19 protein-coding genes and 1 pseudogene are annotated in these 21,354 nt (G+C 69.3%); 15 read left to right on the top strand and 5 right to left on the bottom strand.

Annotated elements, in window-relative coordinates:
* Window positions 1–237 precede the first annotated feature (237 nt).
* The 4 genes from CCR97_RS30615 (at window position 238) to CCR97_RS30600 (ending at window position 4,903) form a co-directional block, all read left to right on the top strand.
* Window positions 238–1,317, top strand: coding sequence for an ROK family protein (locus tag CCR97_RS30615; RefSeq protein ID WP_111357829.1), 1,080 nt, complete (start codon window positions 238–240; stop codon window positions 1,315–1,317).
* A gap of 331 nt (window positions 1,318–1,648) precedes the next feature.
* Entirely contained in the window at window positions 1,649–2,602 is a 954-nt protein-coding gene (locus tag CCR97_RS30610) for a cyclase family protein (protein WP_207199638.1), read from the top strand.
* Between the two features lie 126 nt (window positions 2,603–2,728).
* On the top strand, window positions 2,729–4,036 hold the full coding sequence (gene hisD / locus CCR97_RS30605) for a histidinol dehydrogenase (protein ID WP_111357828.1): 1,308 nt from the start codon (window positions 2,729–2,731) through the stop codon (window positions 4,034–4,036).
* Window positions 4,037–4,129: 93 nt separating this feature from the next.
* On the top strand, window positions 4,130–4,903 hold the full coding sequence (locus CCR97_RS30600; RefSeq protein ID WP_111357827.1) for an SDR family NAD(P)-dependent oxidoreductase: 774 nt from the start codon (window positions 4,130–4,132) through the stop codon (window positions 4,901–4,903).
* A 121-nt stretch (window positions 4,904–5,024) separates the two neighbouring features.
* Here CCR97_RS30600 and CCR97_RS30595 read toward each other — a convergent pair whose 3' ends face one another.
* The 3 genes from CCR97_RS30595 to maiA form a co-directional block, all read right to left on the bottom strand.
* Window positions 5,025–5,984, bottom strand: a complete 960-nt coding sequence (locus tag CCR97_RS30595; protein WP_111357826.1) for a C-terminal binding protein — start codon at window positions 5,982–5,984, stop codon at window positions 5,025–5,027.
* Window positions 5,985–6,066: 82 nt separating this feature from the next.
* The gene (locus tag CCR97_RS30590) at window positions 6,067–7,050 is read right to left on the bottom strand and encodes a 2-hydroxyacid dehydrogenase (RefSeq protein WP_111357825.1); all 984 of its coding nucleotides are present in this window, start codon (window positions 7,048–7,050) and stop codon (window positions 6,067–6,069) included.
* A 238-nt stretch (window positions 7,051–7,288) separates the two neighbouring features.
* A complete protein-coding gene (gene maiA / locus CCR97_RS30585) occupies window positions 7,289–7,945 on the bottom strand; it encodes a maleylacetoacetate isomerase (protein ID WP_245428914.1) in 657 nt (218 codons plus the stop codon).
* A gap of 242 nt (window positions 7,946–8,187) precedes the next feature.
* On the opposite strand from maiA, the gene CCR97_RS30580 reads away from it, so the two are divergent.
* The 4 genes from CCR97_RS30580 to CCR97_RS30565 all read left to right on the top strand — a co-directional run bounded on the left by CCR97_RS30580 (window position 8,188) and on the right by CCR97_RS30565 (window position 13,210).
* Complete coding sequence (locus CCR97_RS30580; RefSeq protein WP_111357823.1) at window positions 8,188–9,135, top strand: NAD(P)-dependent oxidoreductase; 948 nt, start codon at window positions 8,188–8,190, stop codon at window positions 9,133–9,135.
* Window positions 9,136–9,428: 293 nt separating this feature from the next.
* On the top strand, window positions 9,429–11,318 hold the full coding sequence (locus tag CCR97_RS30575; RefSeq protein WP_244670766.1) for a CocE/NonD family hydrolase: 1,890 nt from the start codon (window positions 9,429–9,431) through the stop codon (window positions 11,316–11,318).
* Window positions 11,319–11,450: 132 nt separating this feature from the next.
* Entirely contained in the window at window positions 11,451–11,888 is a 438-nt protein-coding gene (locus tag CCR97_RS30570; RefSeq protein ID WP_111357822.1) for an FKBP-type peptidyl-prolyl cis-trans isomerase, read from the top strand.
* Window positions 11,889–12,145: 257 nt separating this feature from the next.
* Window positions 12,146–13,210, top strand: a complete 1,065-nt coding sequence (locus CCR97_RS30565) for an amidohydrolase family protein (protein ID WP_111360692.1) — start codon at window positions 12,146–12,148, stop codon at window positions 13,208–13,210.
* 207 nt (window positions 13,211–13,417) lie between these two features.
* Here CCR97_RS30565 and CCR97_RS30560 read toward each other — a convergent pair whose 3' ends face one another.
* Window positions 13,418–14,650, bottom strand: a complete 1,233-nt coding sequence (locus CCR97_RS30560; protein ID WP_245429127.1) for an FAD binding domain-containing protein — start codon at window positions 14,648–14,650, stop codon at window positions 13,418–13,420.
* A gap of 53 nt (window positions 14,651–14,703) precedes the next feature.
* Here CCR97_RS30560 and CCR97_RS30555 point away from each other — a divergent pair, with 53 nt between their 5' ends.
* From CCR97_RS30555 to CCR97_RS30535, 5 genes are all read left to right on the top strand, one after another.
* Window positions 14,704–15,156, top strand: coding sequence for a cupin domain-containing protein (locus tag CCR97_RS30555; protein WP_338049164.1), 453 nt, complete (start codon window positions 14,704–14,706; stop codon window positions 15,154–15,156).
* A gap of 272 nt (window positions 15,157–15,428) precedes the next feature.
* The gene (locus CCR97_RS30550) at window positions 15,429–16,301 is read left to right on the top strand and encodes a branched-chain amino acid ABC transporter permease (RefSeq protein ID WP_111359482.1); all 873 of its coding nucleotides are present in this window, start codon (window positions 15,429–15,431) and stop codon (window positions 16,299–16,301) included.
* Between the two features lie 36 nt (window positions 16,302–16,337).
* A complete protein-coding gene (locus CCR97_RS30545; protein WP_201160208.1) occupies window positions 16,338–17,297 on the top strand; it encodes a branched-chain amino acid ABC transporter permease in 960 nt (319 codons plus the stop codon).
* Window positions 17,294–18,031, top strand: a complete 738-nt coding sequence (locus tag CCR97_RS30540; protein WP_111359481.1) for an ABC transporter ATP-binding protein — start codon at window positions 17,294–17,296, stop codon at window positions 18,029–18,031. Before CCR97_RS30545 ends, CCR97_RS30540 begins: the two co-directional genes overlap by 4 nt.
* Window positions 18,021–18,752, top strand: coding sequence for an ABC transporter ATP-binding protein (locus CCR97_RS30535; protein ID WP_111359480.1), 732 nt, complete (start codon window positions 18,021–18,023; stop codon window positions 18,750–18,752). Before CCR97_RS30540 ends, CCR97_RS30535 begins: the two co-directional genes overlap by 11 nt.
* Before the next feature lie 191 nt (window positions 18,753–18,943).
* Here CCR97_RS30535 and CCR97_RS30530 read toward each other — a convergent pair whose 3' ends face one another.
* A complete protein-coding gene (locus tag CCR97_RS30530) occupies window positions 18,944–20,275 on the bottom strand; it encodes an Nramp family divalent metal transporter (protein WP_111360433.1) in 1,332 nt (443 codons plus the stop codon).
* Between the two features lie 185 nt (window positions 20,276–20,460).
* On the opposite strand from CCR97_RS30530, the gene mntR reads away from it, so the two are divergent.
* Both mntR and CCR97_RS32455 read left to right on the top strand, forming a co-directional pair.
* Window positions 20,461–21,042: a manganese-binding transcriptional regulator MntR gene (gene mntR / locus CCR97_RS30525; protein ID WP_111360434.1), complete on the top strand. Its 582-nt coding sequence runs from the start codon at window positions 20,461–20,463 to the stop codon at window positions 21,040–21,042.
* A gap of 191 nt (window positions 21,043–21,233) precedes the next feature.
* Window positions 21,234–21,354: pseudogene (locus CCR97_RS32455) on the top strand (IS110 family transposase); the annotation flags it as partial.

Below are 21,354 nucleotides of genomic sequence, written 5' to 3'. Positions count from 1 at the left end.
CGGCGAGTCGGATGAGGGGGCGCTTCCGTAAAGCTCAGACTCGCGGCGACGCCCCCTCACCCGACATTCGCGCTCGACGCGCGAATGTCGACCTCTCCCCGCACACGGGGAGAGGTTCAGGAGGCGCCCCGCCACCGCATGAAACCTTTCGCCGCATCCCCGGTTGTCGGGAGGCTCCGCTGCGGCGCACGACCCCCGTTCGCCGGCGGGAGGCGCGCAGGGACGAAGACCACCCCCATGCCCGACACCACGACGAAGCCCCGCCCGGCGGCGGAGCCGCACCGCATCGCCCCGCACGGTGCCGACCAGCTGCCGAGCGTCGTTCTCGACAGCTACAATCTGGAGATCACCGACGACGACGGCTTCCTCGGCGACCGCGCCAGCCGGCGTGCCTTCCGGACCATCGTCGAGCGCTGGCGCAAGCCGCTGCGCGACCTGGGCGAGGATCCGTTCGGCGACGAGCCGAGCGACAAGCTGAGCAAGAAGGCGCTCGACGATCTCTTGACCGCCGGCGACCCGGAGGCCGCCGGCATCGTGCATTCGGCGATCGAGGAGTTCGCCCAGGAGCTCGCCACGGTGACGCGGCGCTTCCTCAAGGTGAAGGCCTGGCGCGACACCGAGCGCATCGTGGTCGGCGGCGGCTTCCGCAACAGTCGGGTCGGCGAGCTCGCCATCGGCCGCACCGCCGTGCTCTTAAAGGCGGAGAAGATCAAGATCGACTTCGACATGATCCGCCACGACCCCGACGAGGCCGGGCTGATCGGCACCCTCCACCTCGCGCCCACCTGGATCTTCGAAGGTCACGACGCCATCCTCGCCGTCGACATCGGCGGCACCAACATCCGGGCCGGCGTCGTCAAACCGAACCTCAAGAAGGCGGCCGATCTGTCCAAGGCGACGGTCGATCGCTTCGAGCTGTGGCGCCACGGCGACGAGAAGCTCGGCCGCACCGAGGCGGTCGACCGGCTGATCGACATGCTGAAGCGGCTGATCAACCGGGCCGACAAGGACGGGCTGCGGCTCGCGCCTTTCATCGGCATCGGCTGCCCGGGCATGATCGAGGAGGACGGCGCCATCGACCGCGGCGCCCAGAACCTGCCCGGCAACTGGGAGAGCCCGAAGTTCAATCTCCCTGCTGCGCTGCACAAGGAGATTCCGAAGATCGGCGACCACGAGACCGCGATCCTGATGCACAACGACGCCGTGGTGCAGGGCCTGAGCCAGACGCCCTTCATGCAGGACGTCGCGCACTGGGGCGTGTTCACCATCGGCACCGGCCTCGGCAACGCCCGCTTCACCAACCGAGGCAAGGATTAGCGGCTCTATTGTATGCACCCTGGCTACGCGGCTTCCGCTCGTCCCCGCGAAGGTGGGGATGAGCGGAGTGTGAGGCGAGGATCGGCAGACACGCACGAGCCGCCGCAGCAGCGGCCCGCTCACACACTTTGTATGACCGGCCCCCTCCCCCGACGCATGGCTGACCGGGCGGGCGCGCAACCCGGCCGCAGGGCTCGGTAGACGAAGCTCCCCGGACGCGCCACACTCGCGGTTCCTTCCCGGGAGTGCCCGTACGGGCGAGACGGCGCCAAATCACCTTATCGCGAAGTGAGACCGCCGTCGGGAGGACACCAAGGACGGACGGAGCACGATGAACATCACGGTCAACAAGCAGGCGATCGCCGAAGCGTCGAAAAAGCTCTCCAACTGGGGGCGCTGGGGCAAGGACGACCAGATCGGCACCCTCAACCACGTGACGCCGCAGGACATCGTCGCCGCCGCGTCGCTGATCCGCAGCGGCAAGACCTTCGCACTCGGCATCCCGCTCGACCGCAACGGCCCGCAGACCGGCCTGTTCGGTGGCCGCTTCAACCCGATTCACCAGATGCTGGCGACCGGCACCGACGCGGTGGCCGGCCAGCAGGACTGGAACAAGATCCGCTACGCCGACGACACGCTGAATCTCTGCGTCCAGGGCGCCACCCACTGGGATGCGCTCGGCCACGTCTTCTACGAGGACAAGGCCTACAACGGCCACGACGCCAAGCTGATCGATTCGCGCGGCCTCGGCGTGCTCGGCATCGAGCATTCGCGCAACAAGATGGTCGGCCGCGGCGTGCTACTCGACATCGCCCGCTTCCGCGGCGTCGACTGGCTCGCCGACGGGGAAGGCATCTCCAACGACGAGCTGAACAAGTGCGCCCGCGCCCAGAACGTCGAGGTGCGCAAGGGCGACTTCGTGATCATCCGCACCGGCCAGATGGAGCGCTGCCTGAAGGAAGGCCAGTGGGGCGGCTACGCCGGTGGCGACGCGCCTGGCGTCAAGTTCGAGAACTGCTACTGGTGCCAAGAGCACCAGATCGCGGCGATCTGCTCCGACACGTGGGGCGTCGAGGTGCGACCGAACGAGACCGACGAGGCGAACCAGCCGTGGCACTGGGTGGTGATCCCGGCCATGGGCCTGTGCATGGGCGAGATCTTCTACCTGAAGGATCTGGCCGCCGACTGCGCCGACGACGGCATCTACGAGTTCTTCTTCTGCGGCCCGCCCCTGATCATCACGGGCGGCACCGGCTCGCCGATCAATCCGCAGGCGATCAAGTAGCGCCGCGCCACACGGCACCGCTCGTCATGACCGCGCTGGTCGCGGGCATCCACGTTCTTTCCAGCGTGATCAGGTCGTGGATGGCCGGGACAAGCCCGGCCATGACGGCCATCGAGGGAGCCAAGCATGGCCCGGTATCTCAAGCGCGGCATGGATGCGAGCGCGGTCAGGGCGGCGGACGACCAGGTCCGCAAGACCGTCGAGGGCATACTCGCCGACGTCGAGGCGCGCCGCGACGCGGCGGTGCGCGACCTCTCGGACAAGTTCGACAAATGGTCGCCCACGAGCTTCAAGCTGACCCCCGAGGAGATCGAGCGCGCCATCGGCGAGGTGTCGAAGCGCGACCTCGACGACATCCGCTTCGCCCAGGACCAGGTGCGCAACTTCGCGAAGAAGCAGCGCGACACCATGCTCGACCTCGAGGTCGAGACGCTGCCCGGCGTCATCCTCGGCCACCGCCACATCCCGGTGGAGAGCATCGGCTGCTACGTGCCGGGCGGCCGCTATCCGATGGTCGCCTCCGCCCACATGTCGATCGTCACGGCGAAAGTGGCGGGCGTGAAGCGCATCATCGCCTGCGCGCCGCCGTTCAAGGGCGGGCCGCATCCGGCGATCGTCGCGGCCATGCATTTCGGCGGCGCCGACGAGATCTACGTGCTCGGCGGGGTGCAGGCCGTCGCCGCGATGGCGCTCGGCACCGAGACGATCGCGCCGGTCGACATGATCGTCGGCCCCGGCAATGCCTATGTGGCGGAGGCGAAGCGCCAGCTCTTCGGCCGGGTCGGCATCGACCTGCTGGCAGGCCCGACCGAGACGCTGATCATCGCCGACGAGACGGTCGACGGCGAGATCTGCGCGACCGATCTCTTGGGCCAGGCCGAGCACGGGCCCACCTCGCCGGCCGTGCTGATCACCAACTCCGAGAAGCTCGCGCGCGACACGATGAGCGAGGTCGAGCGAATTCTGACGATTCTGCCGACCGCCGAGCTCGCCGGCAAGGCGTGGGAGGACTACGGCGAGGTAATCGTCTGCGACTCCTACGAGGAGATGGTGAAGGAAGCCGACCGCATCGCCTCCGAGCACGTGCAGGTGATGACGCGCGATCCCGACTTCTTCCTGAACAACATGCGCAACTACGGCTCGCTGTTCCTCGGCGAGCGCACCAACGTCGCTTACGGCGACAAGGTGATCGGCACCAACCACACGCTGCCGACCAAGAAGGCGGCGCGCTACACCGGCGGCCTGTGGGTCGGCAAGTTCATCAAGACCTGCACGTATCAGAAGGTGCTCACCGACCAGGCCTCCGGCCTGATCGGCGAATACGCCTCGCGCCTGTGCATGCTGGAGGGTTTCGTCGCGCACGCCGAACAGGCGAACGTCCGCGTCCGCCGCTTCGGCCACCGCAACGTGCCCTACGGCGAAGCGGCGGAGTAGAGCGGCCGTCGTGATCGTCCTCGAACTGCGCCTGGCGGTCACCTCTCCCCGGCGGGGAGAGGTGGCTGTGCCCTCTCGCGAGCGACTTTCAGCATGACTCAGATCGAACTCACCTCCGCCCCCTCGTTCCGGGTCGACGGCAAGCGGGCGCTGGTCACCGGCGGCGGGCGCGGCATCGGGCTCGCCGCCGGGTCCGTGCTGGCCGAGGCCGGCGCGCAGGTGACGCTCGCGGCGCGCAGCGGAGCCGAGATCGAAGCCGCGGCCGCGGCGATCCGGGCGCGCGGCCATCAGGCCGAAGCGCTCGTGCTCGACGTGACGGACCTCGACGCGGTCGAGACGACGCTCGCGGCGCGCGCGCCTTACGAGATCCTCGTCAACAATGCCGGCATGAACCGCCCGGCCCTGCTACCCGACGTGACGGTCGCCGACTTCGACGCGATCTTCGGACTGAACGTACGGGCGGCGTTCTTCATGGCGCGCGCCGTCGGCCTGCGGCTCGTGGCGGAGAAGCGCCCCGGCTCGATCATCAACATCTCGTCGCAGATGGGCCATGTCGGCGCGGCGCGCCGCACCGTCTACTGCGCCTCGAAGCACGCCATGGAGGGCTTCACCAAGGCGATGGCGATCGAGCTCGCGCCCCACAACGTGCGGGTCAACTCGATCGGCCCGACGTTCCTGGAGACGCCGATGACCAGGCCGTTCTTCGAGAACAAGGCGTTCCGCGACGAGGTGACGGCCAAGATCAAGCTCGGCCGCATCGGCCGGCTCGACGAGGTGACGGGCGCGATTCTCTATCTCGCCTCCGACGCCTCGTCGTTGATGACCGGCGCCGCCCTGGTGCTCGACGGCGGCTGGACGGCGGATTGAGCGCCGGAGCACCGCCCTGCCTCGTCGCCCGTATCGAGCGAAGCGAAATGCGGGGACGCCGTCCCCGGATGTCGCTGACGCTCCATCCGGGCTACGGGTCGTGCCGGGCCGCCGTCGGCGCCTACATCTTCACCGGATACACCGGCTTCTCGCCGGACAGCACGCGGGCGACGTCGCTCGCGCACTTCGTCTCCAGCTCGAGCAGCGCCTCGACCGAGTAGAAGCCGGTGTGCGGCGTCAGCACCACGTTGGGCCGGCCGATCAGGGCTGAGTCCTTCGGCAGCGGCTCGACCGTGACGACGTCGAGGCCGGCGGCCGCGACCTTGCCGGAGTCGAGCGCCCGGACCAGCGCCGCTTCGTCGATCAGCGGCCCGCGCGCCGTGTTCACGATCATCACGCCCGGCTTCATCTTGGCGAAGGCTTCGTCGTTGACGAGCCCGCGGGTCGCCGGCAGCAGCGGCGCGTGCACCGAGATCAGATCCGAACGGGCGTAGAGCTCGTCGAGCGACACGCTCTCGACGCCGGCCTTGTCGAACACGTCCTGCGGCAGATACGGGTCCGACGCGATCACCTTGAAGCCGAAGGCCTGCGCCTTCGGCGCGAGGTTGCGCGGGATGCCGCCGAAGCCGATCAGGCCGAGCGTCATCGTGTTGAAGCGGCGCAGCGGCACGACGACCGGCATCTTCCACTCGCCGCCGTGAACCGAGCGGTCGGCCAGCGGGATCTTCCGCGCGATCGCGAGGAGCAGGGCCATGGCGTGGTCGGAGACCTCGTGCAGGCAGTAGTCCGGCACATAGGTGACGACGATGCCGAGTTCCTTGGCGGCCGGAACGTCGATGTTGTCGACGCCGAGGCCGAAGCGGCCGATCACCTTGAGCTTCTTGCACTCGCGCAGCAGCTCGCCCGGCAGCTTGGCGTAGGTGACGAGGATGCCGTCGGCGTCGCGTGCCTCGGCGAGGATGTCCTCGGCCGACGGGCTCTTCGCCTGGACCACCAGCGGATCGAGGCGGGCCAGCGCTTCCTTGGCGGGATCGAGCGAGGGGAACGGGCTGTCGGTGACGACGATCTTGAACTTGCTCATGGGTCGCTCCGGTGGCGCTCCGGCGTGGCGGGTTCGAACGGGCTCCCGGTCGGCGACCGGGTCGGACAGCGGGCGGACGTGATCAGGTCGTCGGTCCGGCGAAATCGAACAGGTTCGGCGGGGTCGCGCCGGTCGCCAGCGCGACGGCGTTCTCCGCGACGATGTGGGCCATCGCGGCGCGCAGGTCCGCCACCGCGCTGCCGAGATGCGGGGTCAGCACGACGTTGCTCATCGCGAGCAGCTCGGCCGGCACCAGCGGCTCGTGCTCGAACACGTCGAGCCCGGCGCCCGCGATGGTTCCGTTCTGCAGCGCCGCCATCAGGGCCGGCTCGTCGACGATCGGGCCGCGCGACGTGTTGACGAAATAGGCGGTCGGCTTCATCAGCGCGAACTCGCGCGCGCCGATCGAATGATAGGTGTCGTCGCGCAGCGGCGAGTGCACCGAGACGATGTCGGATTGCTTCAGGAGATCGTCGACGGACGCGTAGGTGAGCCCCCACTCGCGCTCCTCGGCCTCCGGCTTGCGGCGGGGCGTCGAATAGAGAACGCGCATGTCGAAGCCGCGGCAGCGTTTCGCCACCAGCCGGCCGATGCGGCCGCCGCCCCCGATCAGGCCGATGGTCTTGCCGGTGACGCCGAGGCCGGCCAGATAGTTCGACTGGCCGCCCGGATAGATGCCGGCGCGCACCAGCCGATCACCCTCCAGCACGCGGCGCGCGCAGGCGAGGATCAGCGCCATCGCCATGTCGGCCGTCGCCTCGCTCACCATCGGCGGGATGTTGGTGAGCGGGATGCCGCGGCGCTCCATCGCCGCGATGTCGATGAGCTGGGGGTGGATTCCCATCCAGGCGATGCCCTTGAGATTGGGATTCGCCGCGATCACGTCGGCGTCGACCGTGTCGTGCATCAGGCAGACCAGCACGTCGGCGCGCTTCACACCCTCGATCATCGTCGCCTTGGCGATGGGCGCCGTCGCGTCGGGGTGAACCTCGACGTCGGCGACGGTGCGCATCTTGTCGACGGCATCTTGCGCGATCGGCTGGGTGACGAAAATCCTGGGGCGCATGCGGGCATCCGTGGCGACAGGACAGGATCGCGACGCGATCCGGAGGGACGATCGTGAACGCGCGGCCGAAGGGCGGATCGGCCGCGGCGTTCAGAGCGACGGGCCGCGAGTCTAGACAGGCGAGTCCGGCGGCAGAAGCCACGTTCCGGCATACGCTCCCCCTCGGAAACGCAACGCCGGCCGAACGTCCGATCCGTCCGATCGGTCGGTTCGTATGAAGAGCCGTCTATGAAGAGACCTAGACCGTCGCCGGCGCGCCCGGCTGCTTGAGCGGGTGTGCAGACGCGAAGGCGTCGATCGCACTGCACGCTTCGGCGATCCGCCGCACCGTCGGATAGGGCGCGGTGTCGACGCCGAAGAAGCCGGCGCCGGCGACCTGGCTGACCAGGCAGATGTCGGCGAGCGACACCGTGTCGCCGTGGCAGAATCGGCCCGTCTCGGGCTCCGTCGAGAGACGCCGCTCCAGCGCGGCGAGCGCGGTGGCGATCCAGTGCCGGCACCAGGCGGCGCGCGCCGGCTCCGCTACGCCGAGCGCGTGCTCGAGATACTCGCGCACCCGCGGCACCATCAGTGGATGCGAATCCGCCGCGACCATCAGGGCGAGGCTGCGGACCCGGGCCCGCCCGCGCGGATCGGCGGGCAGCAACGGCGGCTCGGGCCGCGTCTCGTCGAGATACTCGATGATCGCGAGCGATTGGACGAGCGGCGGCCCGTCGCCGTCCACGAAGGTCGGCAGCGCATGCATGGGATTCACGGCATCGAAGGCGTCGCCGTGCTGGTCGCCCGTCGTCAGGTCGACGACCACGATCTCGTCCGGCACCACCCCCTTGAGGGCCAGCGCGATGCGCACCCGATAGGTCGCGAGCGACCGCCAGAAGGAATAGAGTCTCGTCACGGGGGCTCTCCCTGAAGCAGGCGTCGCGGCGATGCCGGTCCGGGCGGCACGGATCGGGCGCCCCGGCTTTTTTATACAGAGTATCGACACCTGCCGGCGCCCTGTGCGCCGGGCAGGATAGGCGATCGTCGAACGCATGGACAGGTCCCTTGAAACCCGCGCTCCCGACCGGCTAGCGTCACGGGAAGACAAAACGAGATCCGGCGTCGCCGCTGTCGACGCCCGGCACGGGGGAGAGAACCATGGCGGCGCGATCCAAGGGCTCGGTCGGCATTATCGGGCTCGGCATCATGGGCGGGGCGTTCGCCAAGAACCTCGTCCAGGCGGGGTTTCGCGTGACCGGCTACGACATCGATCCGGCGCGCCGACGGGCCATGGCGCGAGCCGGCGTGACGATCGCCCCCGACATCGCCGCCGCCGCGGCCGCGGCGCCCTTCCTGATCACCAGCCTGCCGAGCGCCAAGGCGCTGCGCGCCGTGGTCGATCAGATCGCCGCGGCGAAGCTCGCGCCGAAGATCATCGCGGAGGCGTCGACCTTCACGTTGGCGGACAAGATCACCGCCGAGGCGGCGCTGAAGAAGGCCGGCCACACGCTGCTCGACACGCCGATGAGCGGCACCGGCGCACAGGCCGCGGTCAAGGACCTGGTCGTGCTCGCCTCCGGCGAGAGCAAGGCCATCAAGGCGATGCGGCCCGTGCTGGAGGGCTTTTCGCGCGTCGTCTACGACCTCGGCGTGTTCGGCAACGGCAGCCGCATGAAGTACATCGCCAACCTCTTGGTGGCGGTCCACAACGTCGCCAGCGCCGAGGCGATGGTGCTCGGCATGAAGGCCGGCCTCGACCCGAAGCAGGTGGTCGAGGTGATCAGCGCCGGCGCCGGCACGTCGCGCATGTTCGAGATGCGCGCGCCCTTGATGGTGGCCGACAGATACGAGCCGCCCACGATGAAGATCGAGGTGTGGCGCAAGGACATGGACGTGATCGGCGCGTTCGCCGAGGATCTCGGCGTGCCGACCCCGACCTTCAGCGCCACCGGCCCCGTCTACGCCGCCGCCCGCTCGATGGGCCTCGGCCTGCAGGACACCGGCGCCGTCTGCACCGTGCTGGAGCGCATGGCCGGCGTGACGCGGCGCAAGGGCGCGGCGAAGGGATCGCGGAAAGCCGCCGGCACGCCGCGGCGGAAGGGGTGAATCGGCGAGGCGCCGACTCAAGCCGACGCACCGGCTCACTCCGCCCTCACCCTGAGGAGGCCGCGAAGCGGCCGTCTCGAAGGGCGAGGGTGGCCCGGAGCGGCGACTGGGGCCTCATGGTTCGAGACGCGGCCTTGCGGCCGCTCCTCACCATGAGGTGAGAGGCCGGAAAGAGTGGCCGCGCCTCACCACGATTGGAACGACGGAGAAGAGACGACCTCGCAAACAATATGCCGATCGACGGACCTCGTTTCAGAAAGCGCCCGCGATCAGAACAATCAGGGAGAGACGCCATGGACTCGACGACCGACACCTCGGCGAAGAACGCAGGCGGTGCGGCGAGCGCGACGATCGTCCCGCGCTCGGAGACCCGCGACGGGATGCGGATCGACTGGAACGTGCCGATCACCATGGACGACGGCGTGGTGCTGCGCGCCGACGTCTTCGCGCCGACGAAGCCCGGCCGCTATCCGGTGATCATGAGTTACGGCCCCTACGCCAAGGGGCTCGCGTTCCAGGAAGGCTATCCGAGTGCCTGGAACCGGATGGCCGAGAAGCATCCGGACGTCACGGCCGGATCGTCGAACCTCTATCAGAGCTGGGAGGTGGTCGACCCGGAGAAGTGGGTGCCGCACGACTATGTCTGCGTGCGCGTCGATTCACGCGGCTGCGGCTGCTCCGAGGGCGTCGTCGATCCGTGGTCGCCGCGCGAGGCGAAGGACTTTCACGACTGCATCGAATGGGCCGCGGCGCAGCCGTGGTCGAACGGCAAGATCGGCCTCTCCGGCATCTCCTACTACGCCACCAACCAGTGGCAGGTCGCCGGCCTGCAGCCGCCGCATCTCGCCGCCATCTGCACCTGGGAAGGCTTCGCCGACTTCTACCGCGACCTCTGTTATCACGGCGGCATCCTCTGCACCTTCGCCAAGAACTGGTACGACATGCAGGTGAAGACCGTGCAGTACGGGCTCGGCCCGCGCGGCGCCAAGAGCCGCGTCACCGGCGAGCCGGTGTGCGGCGTCGCGGAACTGAGCGACGCCGAGCTCGCCCGCAACCGCCGCGACTTCGGCGGCGACATCGCCGCCCATCCGCTGAACGACGACTGGCACAAGACCCGCTCGGCCGCGTGGGACAAGGTGACGGTGCCGCTGCTCTCGGCTGCCAACTGGGGCGGCCAGCCGCTTCATCCGCGCGGCAATTTCGAGGGCTTCATGCGCGCCGCCTCCGAGAACAAGTGGCTCGAGGTGCACGGCATCGAGCACTGGACGCATTTCTACACCGACTACGGTCGCGAGCTGCAGCTCAAGTTCTTCGATCACTTTCTGCACGGCAAGGACAACGGCTGGCGCGACCAGCCGCGCGTCTTCCTCCAGGTGCGGCACGTCGACAGGTTCGTGCCGCGGGGCGAATCCGAATGGCCGCTCGCCCGCACGCAGTGGACGAAGCTGCATCTCGACCCCGCCGCCCTGACGCTCGGGCGCGAGCCCGCGGGCCGTGAGACGAAGGTGAGCTTCGACGCGCTCGGCGATGGCGTGACGTTTCTGTCCGCGCCGTTCCCGCAGGAGGCTGAGATCACCGGCCCGATGGCGGCGCGGCTGGTCGTCTCCTCCTCCACCACGGACGCCGACCTGTTCCTGGTCGTGCGGGTGTTCTCGCCCGACATGAAGGAGGTGACGTTCCAGGGCGCCATCGATCCGCACGCGCCGGTGGCGCAGGGTTGGCTGCGCGCCTCGCACCGCAAGCTCGACAAGACGCTCTCGACGCCGTGGCGACCCTATCACACGCACGACGAGGAGCAGCCGCTGTCGCCCGGCGAGGCCGTCGCCCTCGACATCGAGATCTGGCCGACCTCGATCGTGGTGCCGGCCGGCCACCGGCTCGCGCTCACGGTACGCGGCAAGGATTACGTGTACCCGGGCGGCAGCGGCGGCAGGCTGTCCAACTTCAAGAACGAGCTGACCGGCTGCGGCCCGTTCCTGCACGACGACCCGGACGACCGCCCCGCCGACGTTTACGGCGGCACCACGACGCTGCACATCGGCGGCGGCAAGGAGGCCTGGCTGCTGGTGCCGTTCATCCCCGCGGCGGCGGGCGACACGACGGCGGCCGAGCCCGCCGTGACGGCCGTGACCAGCCCGGTCGAGGGCGTGCGCCCCCGCGACGCCGGCGTGAAGCCGCGGTGATGACCTCCCCTCTCCCCGCGCAGCGGGGAGAGGTGCCAGGCGCTCGCTTCCCCGCGCCGCCTTTCCCCGTCCGGGGCTTCCGGTGTAGCGTGCGCCCGCACGCCGCATCGTCGCGGCGGGGAGGGTTTCGTCATGTCGCGTATCCGCATCGCTCTCGTCCTCGGGACCGGTCTTCTGCTCGCCGCCTGCGCCAGCGGCTTCGACAGTCCGTCGCCCGAGACCGCCGCCGCGCCGGCCGGCGGCCCTGCGGCCGGACTCGAGATCCAGGATCTGAAAGTCGGCACCGGAGCGGAGGCGCGGGCCGGCCGTCGCGTGCGGGTGAACTACACCGGCAAGCTGACCAACGGGACGACCTTCGACACCTCGATTGGCCGCGCGCCCTTCACCTTCGCGCTCGGATCCGGCCAGGTGATCAAGGGCTGGGACCAGGGCGTCGCCGGCATGAAGGTCGGCGGCAAGCGCAAGCTGACCATCCCGCCCGAGCTCGGCTACGGACCCGAAGGCGCGCCGCCGAAGATCCCGCCGAACGCCACGCTCGTCTTCGAGGTCGATCTCTTGGACGTCGAGTAGACGGCGACGCGCCCGCGGTCACGCGCCGACCGTGATACGCCGATTGTGGCGCGTGACATTGCCTTCTATACAGAGTGCGGGCCGTCGCGCCGCGCGACCCGCCGCAACGGCGGGGGCACGGCGCGAGACGGCCCCGGCAGGCGGTTCGGCGAGCCCGGTCCTCACGGGTCATCCTCCGCATCGGGCAGCTTCCGCCCCGCCCTGTCTGGTTTCGATCCCACCCGAGACGCAACCAGCACGGAAGAAGGAAACGCCGCATGGCGAACGACTGGAACCGCTACGGTCCCACCGCCGCGCGCCCGCAGGGCCGGCCCGGCCGCGAAGTCCGGCCGCAGAGCATCACGATCGACATCCATTCGCACGTCGCGGTGCCGCGCGCCATGGAGCTCGCGAAGCCGCATCTCGACTGGTCGACCATCCCGCTCGCGCATTTTTCGACGCCCGAGACCAAGGCGCTCAACCAGAAGCAGGACGCCGAGCGCACCGCCCAGATGACCGGCGTGGCGGAGCGGCTCGCCGATCTCGACGCGATGGGACTCGATCTCCAGGTGATCATGTGCCCGCCGCCGCAGTGCTACTACACGGTGCCGCTCGACATCGCCGTGCCGGCGTCCCGGATGGTCAACGAGGGGCTGTCCGAATACGCGGCCAGGAACCCGGATCGTTATCTGGTGTTCGGCACCGTGCCGCTGTCCGACGGCGAGGAGGCCGCGAAGGAGCTCGAGCATTGCATGGGCAAGCTCGGGCACAAGGGCGTGCAGATCCTCACCAACGTGGCCGGCAAGGAGCTGTCCGACCCCGCCTTCGCGCCGTTCTGGAAGAAGGCGGAAGAGCTCGGCGCCGTGGTGCTGCTGCATCCCAACGGCTTCACCGAGGGCGATCGCCTCACCCGCTTCTACTTCAACAACGTCATCGGCAATCCGCTCGAGACGACGATGGCGCTGCACTACCTGATCTTCGACGGCGTGCTCGAGCGGCACCCGAACCTCAAGATCGTCGCCGTTCACGGTGGCGGATACCTGGCCGCCTATTCGGGTCGCATCGACCATGCCTGGGGGGCGCGCGCCGACACCCACGGCACGCTGCCCAACCCGCCGACCAGTTACCTGAAGAAGATCTACGTCGACTCGGTCGTCTTCACGCCGCATCAGCTCCGCGCCCTGGTCGAGGTGTTCGGGCCGGACCACGTGATTCTCGGCACCGACTACCCTTACGACATGGCCGAGTACGAGCCGGTCGAGCACATCGTCTCGTCCGGTCTCGACGAGACGACGGTGGCGAAGATCTGCGGCGGCACGGCGAAGCGGCTGTTGGAGATCTGATCAGCTCCGACGGTGCGGTGCGCGCCATTTCACGGACGCCGGTTCTCACCCTCTCCGTAAGGGAGAGGGTCGATCGCGAGCATCGCTCGCGATCGGGGTGAGGGTTTACAGCGCCGGTTGGATGGCTCGGCGCCCCCTCCCCCGGACTTCGCACCTTCGGTGCGAACCCCGACCTCTTCCCGCTGGGGAGAGGTGAAAGGCAACTCCTCACGCCTCGTGCAAGAAGTCCAGCACCGCGGTCTCTTCCATCACGGCGCGCGGGATGCCGTGGCGGCGCGAGCGGGCCTCGTCCTCGGCCGATTGGCTCGCTTGCAGATAGGCGCCGAGATGGCGGGCGCGCTCGACGATGCGGCGGTTGACGGGCAGCCGTTCCGCCTCGAAGGCGCGGATCGCCGCCGGCACGTCGGCGGCCTCGGCGATCGCATCGACCAGCGCGGCGGCGTCGTCGGCCGCCTTGGCGACGCCCGCCGCGACATGCGGCCGCGCCACGCAGGCGGCGTCGCCGACGATGGCGATGCGGCCGAAGGCGAGCCGCTTCGCCTCCAGATCGTAGATCGGCTGCAGGATCGGATCCTCCATCAGCGCGGCGAGATCGGCGAGCTGCGGGGCGAGCAGGCGCCGCGCGTCGGCCATCAGATCGTCGATCGCCGCACGGCGGATCAACGGCGGCGGGATCGAGATCGCATGCGTGGTGCCGGTCTCGTCGGTGAGCAGATCGCGCAGCCGGCCCGTCTCGTCGGCGGGGCGGTACCAGACGATGTTGTAGCGCCGGTGACCGGCGCGCAGATCGTCGTCCGGGCCGGCCACCGGATACCCCAGAAACTGCTCGCCCGGCGGCAGGCAGAACGTCATTCTCTCGAACAGCGCGGCGTGGGCGGCCGGGGCGAAATCGCCCTCGGCGATCAGACTGCGCCAGGCGACGTAGCCGGCATATTGCGGACCGACCGAAGCGTCGCAGGCGTGTCGCACCGTGGACCGAATGCCGTCGGCGCCCACCAGCAGATCGGCGTGCGCGCTTCCGCCATCGGCGAAGCGCGCCACGACGCCGGTGCCGGACTGCTCGATCCCGGCGAGACCGCGCCCACCGTGGTAATGCGCTGCCGGGAAGGCGTCGCGCAGGAGCCGCCACAGCCGCTCCCAGGCGGTCAGCGTCTGCCGGCACTCCATGCGGTCGGAGACGCTGCCATCGCGCTCCAGAATCTGGCGGGTCGTGATCTCGACCCCGAGCGCCGTGGTGTCGAGCCCGAGCGCCCGCAGGCGGGCGATGAGATCGTCCTGCGCCACGATGCCGGCGCCGCGGCCCGACAACGCGGTGGCGACCCGCTCGTAGATGTCGACGTCCCAGCCACGCCGGTGCAGCAGAAGCCCGACCAGAAGCCCGCTCATCGAGCCGCCGATCACGATCGCGCGTCGCGCCCGTCCGTTCGCTGGTCCGCCCACTTTCTCCTCCCGGCATCGTTGTTATATCGTGTGCATCATCCGGAGGACCCCCGATGAATGCAATGACCATGCTGGACAAGACCGCCGCCGCCGTCGATACCTCGGCTTGGCCGGCGGCGATCCGCCAGGAGTTCGAGCGCGAGGCGAAGGCGCCGAACGGCTGCGTCGGCCACACGCTCGTGTCGGAGACCGACAAGGTGCGGGTGTGGATGATCCGCCTCGCGCCCGGCGAGCGCATCGGCTTCCATCGCCACGTTCTCGACTATTTCTGGACCGCCGTGACGGCGTGCCACGGCCGCCAGCATCTGATGGACGGCACCACGGTGGAGTACACCTACCAGCCGGGCGAGACGCGGCACGAGACCTACGGGCCGGGCGAGTTCAAGGTGCACGACCTCGAGAACATCGGCGAGAGCGAGATGGTGTTCCTGACCGTCGAGACGCTGCAGAGCAGCAATCCGCCGCTGCCCATCCCGGCGAGCGCACGGCAGCAGGCGGCAGCATAGCCACGCGAGACCGGCTGCCCACCTCTGCCCACTCTGCATGAAAAGTCTCTAGCCAAGCGGCACGCCGTCCTGCACACTGACGGCCAACAGAACGAGCTCCGGCGCACGAACGCCGGAGCCAGAGAGGAACCGTCGGGGAGAGGAAAGCGCGGCACCGTTTCGGCGCCGAGCCGTTCGTTTCGTCTCGACATTGCACCACCGCCCTCGGTCGCGGCGCCCACGCGCCGTGTCGCCGGATATCGTCGCCGCGCCGGAGCCGTCGGACCCCGCACATGCTCGAGCTCGACCTGGTGCTGAACGCGCTGATCGCCGGCCTGCTGCTCGGTGGCTTCTACGCCGCCGTGACGGTCGGCATCTCGATCTCGTTCGGCATTCTCGACATCGTCAACATCGCCCATCCGGCCTTCATCATTCTCGGCTCCTATGTCGCCTACATGGCCAACACGGCCTTCGGCCTCGATCCGATCGTCGTCGGCGTGCTGGCGCTGCCGCTGTTCTATGCGCTCGGCGCCGCGATCTATCAGGTCTATTTCCTCTCCTTCGAGAAGCGCGGCCAGGATTCACTGCGCGGCCTCGCCTTCTTCTTCGGGCTGCTGTTCATCACCGAGGTAGCGCTCATTCTCGGCTTCGGGGTCGACTACCGCTACGTCAACGCCGCCTATGTCGACCGCTCGCTCGATCTCGGCCTCGTCCAGATCCCGTTGCGCATGCTGGTCCCCTGCCTCGTCTCGCTGCTGATGCTCGCCGTGCTGCAGCTCCTGTTGACCCGCACCTTCATCGGCCGCGCCGTGATGGCGGTGGCACAGGATCAGCTCGCCCTGCAGCTGATGGGCGCCGATCCGATCCGGATCCGCCGCGTCGCCTTCGCGGTGTCGATCGCCACCTGCGCACTCGCGGGCGCCTTCCTGATCGTCATCCAGCCGATCGAGCCGTCGATCGGGCGCGAGTATATCGGGCGGGTGTTCGCCATCTGCGTGCTCGGCGGGCTCGGCAGCCTGCCCGGCACGCTGATCGGCGCCATGCTGCTCGGCGTCGTCGAGAGCCTGACCGCGACCTTCTACGGGCCGTCCTGGGCCCCGGCGGTCGCCTTCGGGCTCCTCCTGATCACCCTCGCGGTGCGTCCCGCCGGCCTGTTCGGACGGTGAGCATGGCGTTCCACGTTTCACGCTGCGGTTCCTGCCTTGCGTAACACGGTCTTCGTCCTGATCAGCATCGTGGTCGCGGCGGCGCTCTATGGCGTCGCGCTTGCGCTGCGCAGCGACTATCTGATGTTCGCCGGTTACACGGTGCTGCAGTTCGTCGTGCTCGCCACCGCCTGGAACATTCTCGGCGGCTACACGGGCTACGTGAACTTCGGCTCGGCCGCGTTCTTCGCGGTCGGCGCCTACACGTCGGTGTTCTTCCACAAGGCGTTGCCGCTGCCGGTGCCGGTGCTGATCGTCGTCGCCGCGGTGCTGTGCGGGCTGCTCGGCCTCGCCATGGGCTGGCTGACGCTGCGGCTGCGCGGCGCCTTCTTCTCGATCGCGACGCTCGCGCTCGCGGTCGTGCTGCAGACCGTCGTGGTCAACTGGCACTATGTCGGCGGCTCGCGCGGCGCCTACATCATCAAGCCAGTGGCCGGACCGATCCCGGGGCTGAGCTACATCGACTATCTGGTGCTGGTGATGCTCGCCCTCGCCGTGCTCGCGATCGCCACGGCGCGGGCGATCGAGCGGTCGCGCCTCGGCCTCGGCTTCGCCGCGATCCGCGACGACGAGCTCGCCGCGGAGGCGAACGGCGTGCCGACGCTGCGTCTCAAGCTGATCGCCACCACGATCTCGGGCGCCTTCATGGGCATGGCCGGCGCGCCGTTTCCTTATTACATCGGCTATGTCGAGCCCGCCTCGGCCTTCGGCCTGCCCTACGCCGTCAACGCCATCGCGATGCCGATGATCGGCGGCACCACGACCTGGGTGGGACCGCTGATCGGCGCCGTGCTGCTCGGCTCGCTGCAGCAGATCGCCACCGTGACGATCTCCTCGGCCGTCAACCTGCTGATCGTCGGCCTCCTGCTGGTCGGCTTCGTGATCGTCGCGCCGAACGGCATCGTCGGGCTGTGGCGCAAGCTTTTCGGCCGCGACCGCAAGGGGGCCGCGCCATGACGATGCCGCTGCTCCAGGTCGACGGCGTCGGCAAGCGTTTCGGGGGCTTCATCGCGCTCGACGGCGTCGATCTCACGGTCGCGGCCGGCGAGCGGGTCGGCCTGATCGGCCCGAACGGCTCGGGCAAGAGCACGCTGGTGAACTGCCTGTCCGGCACGCTCGTGCACGAGACCGGCACGGTGCGGTTCGAGGGCCGCGATCTCGCCGGCCTCGGCCCGCACCAGCGCACGCGACGCGGGATCGCCCGCTCGTTCCAGCTCCCGCGTCCGTTCGCGAGCCTCACCATCGCCGAGAACATCAGGGTGCCGCTGGTCTGGGCCGCCGAGAGCCGGCGCGGGCGGCGGCTCTCGGAGCCCGAGATCGCCGACCGCATCGCCGAGGTGCTGGGGCAGATGGGGCTCGCCGACCGCGCCCGGCACATGCCGCGCGATCTCACCCAGGTCGACATGCGCAAGCTCGAGCTCGCCCGCGCGCTCGCCGCCGAGCCGCGGCTGCTGATCGCCGACGAGGCGATGGCGGGCCTCTCCAACTCCGAGGTCGACGAGATCGTCGCATTGCTGATCCGCCTCAACGAGGCCGGCATCACGGTGGTGCTGATCGAGCACATCATGCGCGCCGTGATGCAGTTCTCGCAGCGGCTCGTCGTGCTGGTGTCGGGCAAGAAGATCGCCGACGGCGCGCCCGCCGAGGTGGTGCGCCATCCCGAGGTCGAGAGGGCGTATCTTGGCCAGTAGCATCAGGATCGAGGGGATCGACGCCGGTTACGGCGCCGTGCGGGTGCTGGAGGACGTCTCGCTCGACGTGAACCCCGGCGAGACCGTGGTGCTGCTCGGCACCAACGGCAACGGCAAGAGCACCGTGATCAAGTGCATCATGGGCCTGCTGCGGCCGACCAAGGGTCGCATCAGCGTGACGATCGACGGCGTCACGCACGATCTCGGCGGCCTGTCGACGGTCGAGATCGTCGATCTCGGCATCGCCCTGGTGCCGGAGGGGCGGCGCCTGTTCCCGCGCCTCTCGGTCGAGGAGAACCTGCTGCTCGGCGCCTTCCGGCCGACGGCGCGCAGCGCCATGAAGGACAACCTCGCCTTCTGCTACGAGGCGTTCCCGCGGCTCGCCGAGCGCCGCCGCCAGCTCGCCGGCTCGATGTCGGGCGGCGAGCAGCAGATGCTGGCGCTCGGCCGCGCCCTGATGCTCGCCCCGAAGCTCCTGCTGGTCGACGAGCCCTCGGTGGGGCTCGCGCCCGTGCTGGTCGCCCGCACGATCGACAAGATCCAGGAGCTGAAGGAGCGCTGGGGGCTTACCGTGCTGATGGCCGAGCAGAACTTCACCCAGGCGCTGCGCATCGCCGACCGCGGCTACGTCATCGTCCACGGCCACATCGCCTTCGAGGGCCGCTCGGCCGCCGAGCTCGCCGACAACGAGCTGATCAGGAAGTTCTATCTGGGGATGTGATGGCGCTGCATCTCTTCACCTCTCCCCTGCGGGGAGAGGTCGGACTTCGCGCCGCAGGCGCGAAGTCCGGGTGAGGGGGTGCCGAGGTCTATCACCGACGCATACGCCCCACCCCGGTCGCGAGCTTCGCTCGCGCCCGACCCTCTCCCCACGGGAGAGGGTTTACGCCGCGGCCGCGCACGGGCGTAACCTCACCCCGGCAGCCAGCCGTTCATCAGGCCGAAGGTCTGCGCCAGCAGCACGACGTTGAGGAGCGACACCACCACGGCGCCCAGGACGGCGACGGCCTGGAGGAGCGGGCCGTTGGCGTAGCCCCCCATGATCGACTTGCGCCCCGTGAACCAGACGAGCGCGATCATCGGCACCGGCAGCGCGAAGCTCAGCACCACCTGGCTCATCACCAGCGCGCTGGTCGCGTCGACGCCGAGCCACACCACCACGAAGGCCGGGACCATGGTGACGAGGCGGCGCACCAGCAGCGGGATGTTGAAGCCGACGAAACCCTGCATGATGAGCTGGCCCGCCATGGTGCCGACCACCGAGGACGAGACGCCGGAGGCGATCAGCGAGACCAGGAACACGGCCGCGGCGCCCGCCCCCAGCAGCGGGGTGAGCGTCTTGTAGGCCGTCTCGATCTCGCCGACGTCGCTGTGGCCGAGATGGAAGGCGGCCGAGGCCATCATCACCATGGCCATGTTGACGAGCCCGGCGATGGCCAGCGCGATCACCACCTCGCGGTTCGACCAGCGCAACAGGGCGCGGCGCTCACGCTCGTCACGGGCCGGGGCGCGGGCCTGGGTCAGGCCGGAATGCAGATAGATGGCGTGCGGCATCACGGTCGCGCCGATGATGCCCACCGCGATGGTCAGCGCCTCGGCGGACGGGATGCTCGGCGTCACCAGGCCGGCGAGCGCTCCCGTCCACGAGATCGGCGCGATGAACACCTCGACCAGGTAACACAGCCCGATGATCGCCACCATGGCACCGATGATCAGCTCCATGACGCGGAAGCCGCCGCGCTCGAACAGCAGGATGCCGTAGGTGATCACCGCCGTGATCGCCATGCCGGCGAGGAGCGGGATGCCGAGGAGGAGCGAGAAGCCGATGGCGCCGCCCAGGAACTCGGCGAGGTCGGTCGCCATCGCGGCGATCTCGCCGGTGATCCACATGCCCCACACGACCGGCTTCGGCAGGTGGTCGCGCGAGATCTCGGCGAGGTTGCGGTTGGTGACGATGCCGAGCTTGGCCGACAGGCCCTGGAACACCATGGCGACCAGGTTGGCGAGCAGCACGACCCACAGCAGCGTATAGCCGTACTTGGCGCCGGCCTGGATGTTGGTGGCGAAATTGCCGGGGTCCATGTAGGCGATCGACGAAATCACGGCCGGCCCGGCGAACAGCAGGAAGGTGAAGCGGCCGTGCCGCCGCCCCGCCAGCGCGTCGCGAATCGCCTCGGTCGTGCGGTCCGAGCCCTGCTCGACCGCCTTGCCTCGAGTGTCCAGTCCGCGGATGTCGGTCACCATGCCGGCCTTCGTGTTCGCCGGTAGTTATAGCCGTTGCTATAAATCGGGTGTGTTGCTATTTCGTCAAGGGTCCCATCCCGCCATCGCGGGCGCGGGTGGCCGGAAATCCTGCGCGTCCGAACGGCCGGCTTCTGGTGGCCCGGCCGGACGACATCCGAACGACGGCGAATTCGAACCACGGCGCCATGACGACGAGACGACGCCTCTCCCCGGAACGGCCGACCGGCCCAGCAACCCCGGCGCGGCCGGCGGGCCGGGGAACGGCGTCCGGTGCACGGACGGCGGAGAAATCGCCGACCGGAACACGGCCGACGGAGGCACGGCCGGCCGCGGCCGGATCGCCGGACGCCGCCGCCGAAGGCTTCCGGCAGGCCCGCGACGCCCGCCGTGCCGAGCTGGCCGAGGACTATGTCGAGCTGATCGCCGAGCTGATCGGCAGCGCCGGCGAGGCCCGCCAGGTCGACATCGCGGCGCGCCTCGGTGTCGCCCAGCCGACCGTCGCCAAGATGCTGAAGCGGCTCGCCGAGGAGGGCCTCGTGCAGCAGCGCCCCTATCGCGGCGTGTTCCTCACCACCGTCGGCGAGGCGATGGCGGAGCGCGCCCGCACCCGCCACCACGTCGTCGAGACGTTCCTGTGCGCGCTCGGCGTCAGCGCCGCGACGGCGCGGCGCGACAGCGAGGGCATCGAGCACCACGTCTCGGACGAGACGCTCGCCGCCATGGCCCGCTTCACGGCCCGCGCCGGCAAGGCGCGCGGCAAGGGGTGAGGCGATCGGCAGGGCTCGTATCCTGAGAGGTCCGTCATTCCGGGGCGCGGACCATCAGATCCGCGAGCCCGGAATCCATACGCCCGGCGGTGGTGGCTCAAGAGAGACAGGACGTGATGGTGTGGACGGCCCCCTACGGCATCGCTGTGCCAGAATGAGGTCGGTGAAGATCTCAAACGAGGGGGCCGTCCGTGAGCCAGAGTATCCGCATCGGAATGGATACGTCGAAGCATATCTTTCAACTGCACGGGGTGGACGCGGCCGAGCAGCCGGTGCTGCGCAAGCGGCTTCGTCGCAAGGAGGTGGAGGCGT

This window comes from Rhodoplanes elegans (genome assembly GCF_016653355.1).
GTDB lineage: Bacteria > Pseudomonadota > Alphaproteobacteria > Rhizobiales > Xanthobacteraceae > Rhodoplanes > Rhodoplanes elegans.
This window is presented reverse-complemented; position numbering and strand designations above follow the sequence as displayed.